This is a genomic window from Pseudomonas sp. Pseusp97 (assembly GCF_047304025.1).
GTDB lineage: Bacteria > Pseudomonadota > Gammaproteobacteria > Pseudomonadales > Pseudomonadaceae > Pseudomonas.
The window spans coordinates 1-6,747 of the sequence record NZ_JBGLYK010000270.1; the positions used below are offsets into that span (position 1 = coordinate 1).

6 protein-coding genes are annotated in these 6,747 nt (G+C 66.9%); 4 read left to right on the forward strand and 2 right to left on the reverse strand.

Annotation, left to right across the window (positions count from 1 at the left end; translation table 11 throughout):
• Positions 1 to 382: 382 nt before the first annotated feature.
• The 4 genes from ACCC94_RS26590 (at position 383) to ACCC94_RS26605 (ending at position 4,620) form a co-directional block, all read left to right on the forward strand.
• Positions 383 to 982, forward strand: coding sequence for a dimethylamine monooxygenase subunit DmmA family protein (locus ACCC94_RS26590; RefSeq protein ID WP_413352599.1), 600 nt, complete (start codon positions 383 to 385; stop codon positions 980 to 982).
• Complete coding sequence (locus ACCC94_RS26595) at positions 979 to 1,947, forward strand: PDR/VanB family oxidoreductase (RefSeq protein WP_413352600.1); 969 nt, start codon at positions 979 to 981, stop codon at positions 1,945 to 1,947. The genes ACCC94_RS26590 and ACCC94_RS26595 overlap by 4 nt, the downstream gene beginning before the upstream one ends.
• A 14-nt stretch (positions 1,948 to 1,961) precedes the next feature.
• Positions 1,962 to 2,978, forward strand: coding sequence for a heme-dependent oxidative N-demethylase family protein (locus ACCC94_RS26600; RefSeq protein WP_413352601.1), 1,017 nt, complete (start codon positions 1,962 to 1,964; stop codon positions 2,976 to 2,978).
• Positions 2,979 to 3,090: 112 nt separating this feature from the next.
• Positions 3,091 to 4,620, forward strand: a complete 1,530-nt coding sequence (locus ACCC94_RS26605) for an APC family permease (RefSeq protein ID WP_413352602.1) — start codon at positions 3,091 to 3,093, stop codon at positions 4,618 to 4,620.
• 341 nt (positions 4,621 to 4,961) lie between these two features.
• Here ACCC94_RS26605 and ACCC94_RS26610 read toward each other — a convergent pair whose 3' ends face one another.
• A complete protein-coding gene (locus ACCC94_RS26610) occupies positions 4,962 to 5,891 on the reverse strand; it encodes an AEC family transporter (protein WP_413352603.1) in 930 nt (309 codons plus the stop codon).
• Positions 5,892 to 5,971: 80 nt separating this feature from the next.
• Complete coding sequence (locus ACCC94_RS26615) at positions 5,972 to 6,652, reverse strand: SDR family NAD(P)-dependent oxidoreductase (RefSeq protein WP_413352604.1); 681 nt, start codon at positions 6,650 to 6,652, stop codon at positions 5,972 to 5,974.
• Between the last annotated feature and the right edge of the window lie 95 nt (positions 6,653 to 6,747).

The window sequence follows — 6,747 nt, forward strand, 5'->3', positions numbered from 1 at the left end:
CCCCCCCCCTCTCTCAACATTCCCCCCCCCCCCCCCCCCCCCCCCCCCCCCCCCCCGGGGGGGCTCCCGCCCCCCCCCCCCCCCCGCTCCTACAAAGAGCTCACTATCCACGCCTCCGCGAGACCGCCCGGTCACACCGCCTTCCCGCATCCGACGGAATTGCCCCTGCGACAATCCACCGCTGCAAGCCTGCCTACAGGCGTTGTCATTTCTGCTTACACCTGTGTTTTCAGATTTTTACTTTTCCCTTTAATTTCAATTAGTTAGTTATTTGGCACAGCCTGTGCTCTGTGTATCTCCGACCCGTGACCGTGCACGGGTCCTCGAATCGAGCCGGCGCTCCTGACTTCAGAGAGCCGGCAGTTCTGGAGGCACAAGAACAATGCTCATCACAGGTATCAAGAGCCGGCCGGTCTACGACCAGCTGCGCCCGCTCGCCGGTGGCCACCACCACATCATCGCCGGCCAGGGCAGCGGCGGCGCCGCCATGCTCCGCCTGCTCGGCGAGATGCCGCGCAGCGCGCCGATCCGCGTGCTGTATTCCACCGAATCCTTCTCCGGCCAGGATCATCTCGCCGCGCTGCGCGACATCACCGACGTGGAGCTTTCGATCTACCCGAGCAACCGCGCGCTGGTCGACGACCTGCACGCGCTGCTGGGCCAGTCGCGCATGGGCACCCGCCTGTACCTGGCCGGCTCCGAGAGCTTCATCGGCACCGCCATGCAGGCCGCCGACGCGATCAACCTGAACAAGGACGAAGTGCTGCGCGAGCACGCCGGCTCCTTCGTGCGCCGCGTCTGGTGCGTGCACTGCGACGGCTACACCGAGAACGTCACCCAGCGTGTCTTCGAGTGCCCGCACTGCGCGCGCACCCTGGTGGTCCGCGACCACTACTCCCGCCGCCTGGCCGCCTTCCAGGCGGTGAAGGCCGACGCCGAAGTCCCCGGCGAACTGCCCGAAGCCGAGGAGCTCGACACATGAGCCAGTCCAACGGAACCCTGAAGGTCCGCGTCACCCGCATCGAGCAGGTGACCCCGGAGATCAAGCGCTTCACCCTGGCTTCCACCGACGGCGCGCATCTGACTCCGTTCTCCGGCGGCAGCAACGTCGTGGTTTTGATGCCCCATGCCGGCGGCACCTACCGCAACGCCTACTCGCTGATGAGTTCGCCCTACGATGCCAGCGCCTATCAGATCGCCGTGCGCCGCGTGGAAGACGGCCGTGGCGGTTCGAAGCACATGCACGACGTGGTGCAGGAAGGCGACGAGCTGGAAATACTCCGCCCGGTGAACCTGTTCCCGCTGAGCAAGCATGCGCGCCTGCACCTGTTCATCGCCGGCGGCGTGGGCATCACCCCGGTGTGCTCGCAGCTGGCCGAACTGCGCCTGCGCGGCACGCCCTTCGAAGTGCACCTCGCGGTACGCGGCGACGCCCATGCGCGCCTGGGTGAAGAACTGCTGCAGGAATACGGCGACGCCGTGCGCCTGTACCGCGACGACCGCGGCGAGCGGCTGGACATTTCCGCCGTGCTGGCCGACCGCCCGCTGGGCAGCGACGTCTACGTCTGCGGCCCCGAGGGCATGATCCAGGCGACCATCGACGCCGCCCACGCCCACGGCTGGACCGACAGCCACATCCACTACGAGCGCTTCCTCGAACAGGGCAGCGTCGGCGAGGCGTTCCAGGTCACCCTGGCGCGCAGCGGCGCGACCATCGACGTGTCGCCCGACCAGAGCCTGCTGGAGGCCGCCGAGGCCGCCGGCCACGAAATCCCGTACCTGTGCCGCGGCGGCGCCTGCGGCATGTGCGAGACCCACGTCCTCGAGCTGGACGGAGAAATCCTCCACACCGACGACTGGCTGTCCGACGAGGACAAGGCCGCCAACACCAAGATCATGCCCTGCGTGTCGCGCGCCAAGTGCTCGCGGCTGGTCATCGACTGCTGAGCCGGAGAACGACCATGACCATCCAATTCCGCCCCGACGAAACCTACCGCGACGACTACACCTACGCGAACAGCCAGGCCTGCATCGACCGCGCGCCCTGGCCCTTCCCGGACGACGAGTACATGTACTCGATGAACCTGGAGCCGCACGTCTCGGTGGGCACCGACGCCTTCCGCGCGGTGTTCGATATCGACGAGCACTACATCAGCGAGTGCCGCGACCGTGCGATCACCCTGGAGAAGGACCCGGGCATGCACTACGTCTCCGCGCCGCACATGATGGAGGCGCAGTGGGACCTGCTCGAACTGATCATGGAGTCCTACGCCAAGGATTACCCGGAGTACTTCTCCCTGGAGAAGGACGGCACCCGCTGGCACTGGACCAACAAGCTGCTGGACATCGACGACACCTTCACCTTCGGCGATCCGTCGACCCTGCCCTACGAGCCCATGGAGTACGTCACCCGCCAGGCCCAGGGCGACTGGGTCCTGCAGGAAGAGCGCGACGGCACCCTGTACTGGGGCGCGGGCATCGCCACCCAGCGCGCCGACTACTCGCTGCGCTTCAACCTGGGCATGGCCTGGCACGAGTTCCACGGCCCGGTGCCGCTGGTGAAGGAAACCGGCATGCTCGACCGCGCGCTGAAGTTCCTCCTGCGCCTGCGCAACGGCCACCCGGTGCGTCGCCTGAACTGGTCGCTGACGGTCAACCCGCGCCTGGACGTGTCCGCCGAGTCCCTGCCCGAGTGGGCGCCGGACCGCACCACGGTGACCGCCGAGAACGCCGGGAAAAAGGTCTACTTGCGCATCGAGCTGCAACCGCTGCACCGTCTGCCGCGCAGCAACGCCATCGTGTTCCCGATCCGCACCTACCTGCTGAGCCTGGAAGACATCGCCACCAACCCGGCGTGGGCCAAGCGCATGCACCGCGTGCTCAAGTCCCTCGACCAGCAACTCGTCGACTACAAGGGCTTCACCCGCTACCACCAGCAGGCGGTGCAGTGGCTGTCGCAGTTCGACGACGGCCAATAAGAAACCTCGCGACAGCACACACAACTACAAACCCGAAAAGGGAACCGGCGGGCGTCGTGAGGCCCGCCGGCCGATTGCCTTCTGCCCATCAACCCCCTGAGAGGAAACAACGATGAGTGGGTCTCCTGCCAAGCGTGCCGCTGGCGTAACCGATTCCGATGCCGAGCAGCTCGCCGCGCTCGGCTACAGCTCCAACTTCGAACGCAGCATGAGCCTATGGGAGAACTTCTCCCTGGGCTTCACCTACCTGTCGCCGGTGGTCGGCGTCTACACCCTGTTCGGCCTGTGCCTGGCCGCCGGCGGTCCGCCGATGTTCTGGACCTACCTGCTGATCGGCCTGGGCCAGATGCTGGTGTGCCTGGTGTTCTGCGAGGTGGTCTCGCAATTCCCGATCTCCGGCGGCGTCTATCCCTGGGCGCGCCGCCTGGTGGGCAAGCGCTGGGCGTGGATGGTCGGCTGGGTGTATGCCTGGGCGCTGTGCACCTCCATCGCCGGCATCGCCGTGGGCGCCAGCCCCTACATGGCCGCCATGCTCGGCTTCGAGATGCACGGCAACGCCGCCATCGGCATCGCCCTGGCGCTGATCGCGCTGTCGACCGTGCTCAACCTGTCCGGCACCAAGCTGCTGGCCCGCGTCGCCATGTTCGGCTTCATCTGCGAGCTCGGCGGTGCGCTGCTGGTGGGCGGCTACCTGCTGATCTTCGAGCGTCACAACGACTTCAGCGTGCTGTTCAACACCTTCGACATCAAGATCGACGGCAGCTACTGGCCGGCGTTCCTCGCCGCGTCCCTGGCGGGGCTGTTCCAGTACTACGGCTTCGAGGCCTGCGGCGATGTCGCCGAGGAAACCCCGAACCCCGGCAAGATGATCCCCAAGACCATGCGCATGACCATCTACATCGGCGGCGCCGCTGCGATGTTCGCGTGCCTGGCGCTGATCCTCTCGGTGCCGGACATCCAGCGCGTGATCAACGGCGAAGACACCGACCCGGTGACCACCATCCTCGCCAACGCCTTCGGCCCGGTGGGCTCGAAACTGGTGATGGCAGTGGTGATGGTCTCGTTCGTGTCCTGCGTGCTGAGCCTGCAGGCCGCCGCCAGCCGCCTGCTGTTCGCCTATGCCCGCGACGAGATGATCGTCGGCAGCAAGGCACTGTCGAAGCTGAACAGCAACCACGTGCCGGCCGTTGCGCTGGTAGTGGCGGGCGTGATGCCGGCGGCCATCGTCTGCCTAGGCCTGTTCATGGGCGACGCCGTGGCCACCATCGTCGGCTTCGCCGCGATCGGCATCTACGTGTCCTTCCAGCTGATCGTCATCGCCTCGCTGATCGCCCGCGCCAGGGGCTGGGTGCCCGGCGGCCAGTTCACCCTCGGCAAGTGGGGCGTGCCGGTGAACGTCGCGGCGCTGATCTACGGCGTGGCGGCGATCACCAACATGGTCTGGCCGCGCACCCCGGATGCGCCCTGGTACATGAACTACTCGATGATCCTCACCACTGTCGTGGTGATCGGCGCGGGACTGGTCTACATGCTCCTGGCCAAGCCCTACGACAAGGGCACCGCACCGGCGGGCGACGCCCATCGGATTTCCGGCCGCCAACTACCCGCGCGCGCTACGGGCGCGCTGACCGAACCGGCTTGATCGCAACGTTGACGCAATTCGGGCCATACGCCTGAGGGGCTGCGTCTGGTCCGTCATTATCTTCTCCGTGACGGACCCCTGCGTTTGCGCAACGGACCACCATCCCCGCGATGGTCGGTCCGTTTTTTTATGTCCGCTTTTGTAGGAGCGAGCTTGCTCGCGAACGGATCTTCCGGCGACTCCGGCGCTGGGCGGTTCGCGAGCAATAACGATGGCGTCCCCCTCGCTCCTACAGGGTTACGCCAATACCGATGAAAACGTGGGAGCGGACTCCGTCCGCGATTGGTCTGCATCGCGCCGGAAACCATCGAGGACAGAGTCCGCTCCTACGCAAGGTTTTGCTATCGAGCGATCCACAGCAGGCAGAGGGAGAGCGTGACCAGAGAGCCCAACGTCGACACCAGAATGCTCCGCGACACCACCGCCGCCTCGCGCTGGTAGTACTCGGCGAGCATGAACGGCCCGGTGCCGGTGGGCAGCGCACTGAGCAGCAGCGCCGAATCCGCCCACAGCGGCGGCAGGTCGAACACCTGGTAGGCAAGGAAACCGGTGAGCAGCGGCTGGCCGATCAGCTTGATCGCCACCAGCGGCCAGGCGCCGACCTGCTCGCGCTCCTGCTTCTGCGCCAGGAACAAGCCGAGGGACACCAGCGCGCAAGGCGTGGTGGCGGCGGCGAGCATGTCGAGGAAATGCAGCAGCGGCTCCGGCAGGCCGATGCCGGTGGCCGCCCACAGGCCGCCAATGATCGGCGACACCACCAGTGGGTTCTTGCCCAGCGCCTTGATCACCACCCAGACGGCGCGGCCGATGTGCTTCTCCGTCTGCAGGCCGACCTCGATGCACACCACCGCGATGGCGAACAGCACGCAGACCACCAGCAGCGAGGCGATCAGCGCCGGCTCCAGGCCGTCCTGGCCGAACACCAGCAGGCACAGCGGGATGCCCATGTAACCAGTATTGGCGTAGGACGCGCTGAGGCCATCGATGCTCGCCGCCGGCAGCGCACGGCCCTGCATCAGGCGCCAGGCCAGGGTGGCGAAGAACACCAGCAGGCAGCCGCCAGTGAAGGCGGCGAGGAAGCCCGGTTGCCAGATTTCCGCCCAGGTCGCAGTGGCGGTGACCTTGAACAGCAGCGCCGGCAGGCACAGCCAGACCACCAGCTTGTTGATCTCCGAGGCCGCCTGCGGGCCGAGGCGGTTGCTGCGCCGGCACAGCCAGCCGACCAGGATCAGCGCGAAGATCGGCAGGACGACGGACAAAACGTGGGGCATGACGGCGGAACCGGACTACAGGACAGCTGGCGAGCATAGGGGCCGAGGCCGTCACAGTCCAATGCGACCTCGGTCGGGGTTCAGACACGCCCGGTGACCGGAATGCACGCGCCGGTGATGGCCGCCGCCGCATCCGAGGCGAGGAACAGCAAGGTCGCCGCCAGCTGCTCCGGCTTCACCCAGCGGTCGAATTCGGCGGTGGGCATGTCGGCGCGGTTCTGCGGGGTGTCGATGATGCTCGGCATCAGGGCGTTGACGGTGATACGCGCATCCTTGAGCTCTTCCGCCAGCGCTTCGGTGAGGCGCATGACGCCGGCCTTGGACGCCGCATACGCCCCCATGCCCAGGGCCGCGCGGTTAGCGGCCGCGGCGGCGATATTGAGGATGCGCCCGCGCCCGCGCGCCTTCAGGTGCGCCAGCGCGGCCTGACTGGAGACCACCGCGGTGCGCAGGTTGACGCGGTACATCAGGTCCCAGGTGTCGATATCGCCATCGCCCAGGGTTTCCCAGTGAAAACCGCCGGCCACGTTGATCAGCGCGTCGAGGCCGCCGAAATGCTCGTTGACCTGTGCCAGGGCCGCGCGGGCGGAGGCCGGGTCGGTGAGGTCAATACTGCCGATGGACAACGCGCCGGCCTGTGGAAAACGCGGGCCGACGGCGCGGTCGAGCAGGGCGACCTGCCAACCGGCATCGGCGAACGCCTGGCCGACCACGCTGCCCAGATGGCCGAAACCGCCGGTGATGGCGACGATCCTGTTCATGCTGCTACCTCGTGACGGTGGGAGAGGCGTTCTTATAGGGGTAGCAGGAGTTGCGCGAAAGGTCGCGGGCGCCAGATGGGGGGACGGATCGGGAC

What these genes read in the sequence shown, in the direction of transcription:
- ACCC94_RS26600 (WP_413352601.1), top strand. Translation starts at nt 1,962, where the DNA reads ATGACCATCCAATTCCGCCCCGACGAAACCTACCGCGACGACTACACC.
- ACCC94_RS26595 (WP_413352600.1), top strand. Translation starts at nt 979, where the DNA reads ATGAGCCAGTCCAACGGAACCCTGAAGGTCCGCGTCACCCGCATCGAG.
- ACCC94_RS26605 (WP_413352602.1), top strand. Translation starts at nt 3,091, where the DNA reads ATGAGTGGGTCTCCTGCCAAGCGTGCCGCTGGCGTAACCGATTCCGAT.
- ACCC94_RS26610 (WP_413352603.1), bottom strand. Translation starts at nt 5,891, where the DNA reads ATGCCCCACGTTTTGTCCGTCGTCCTGCCGATCTTCGCGCTGATCCTG.
- ACCC94_RS26615 (WP_413352604.1), bottom strand. Translation starts at nt 6,652, where the DNA reads ATGAACAGGATCGTCGCCATCACCGGCGGTTTCGGCCATCTGGGCAGC.
- ACCC94_RS26590 (WP_413352599.1), top strand. Translation starts at nt 383, where the DNA reads ATGCTCATCACAGGTATCAAGAGCCGGCCGGTCTACGACCAGCTGCGC.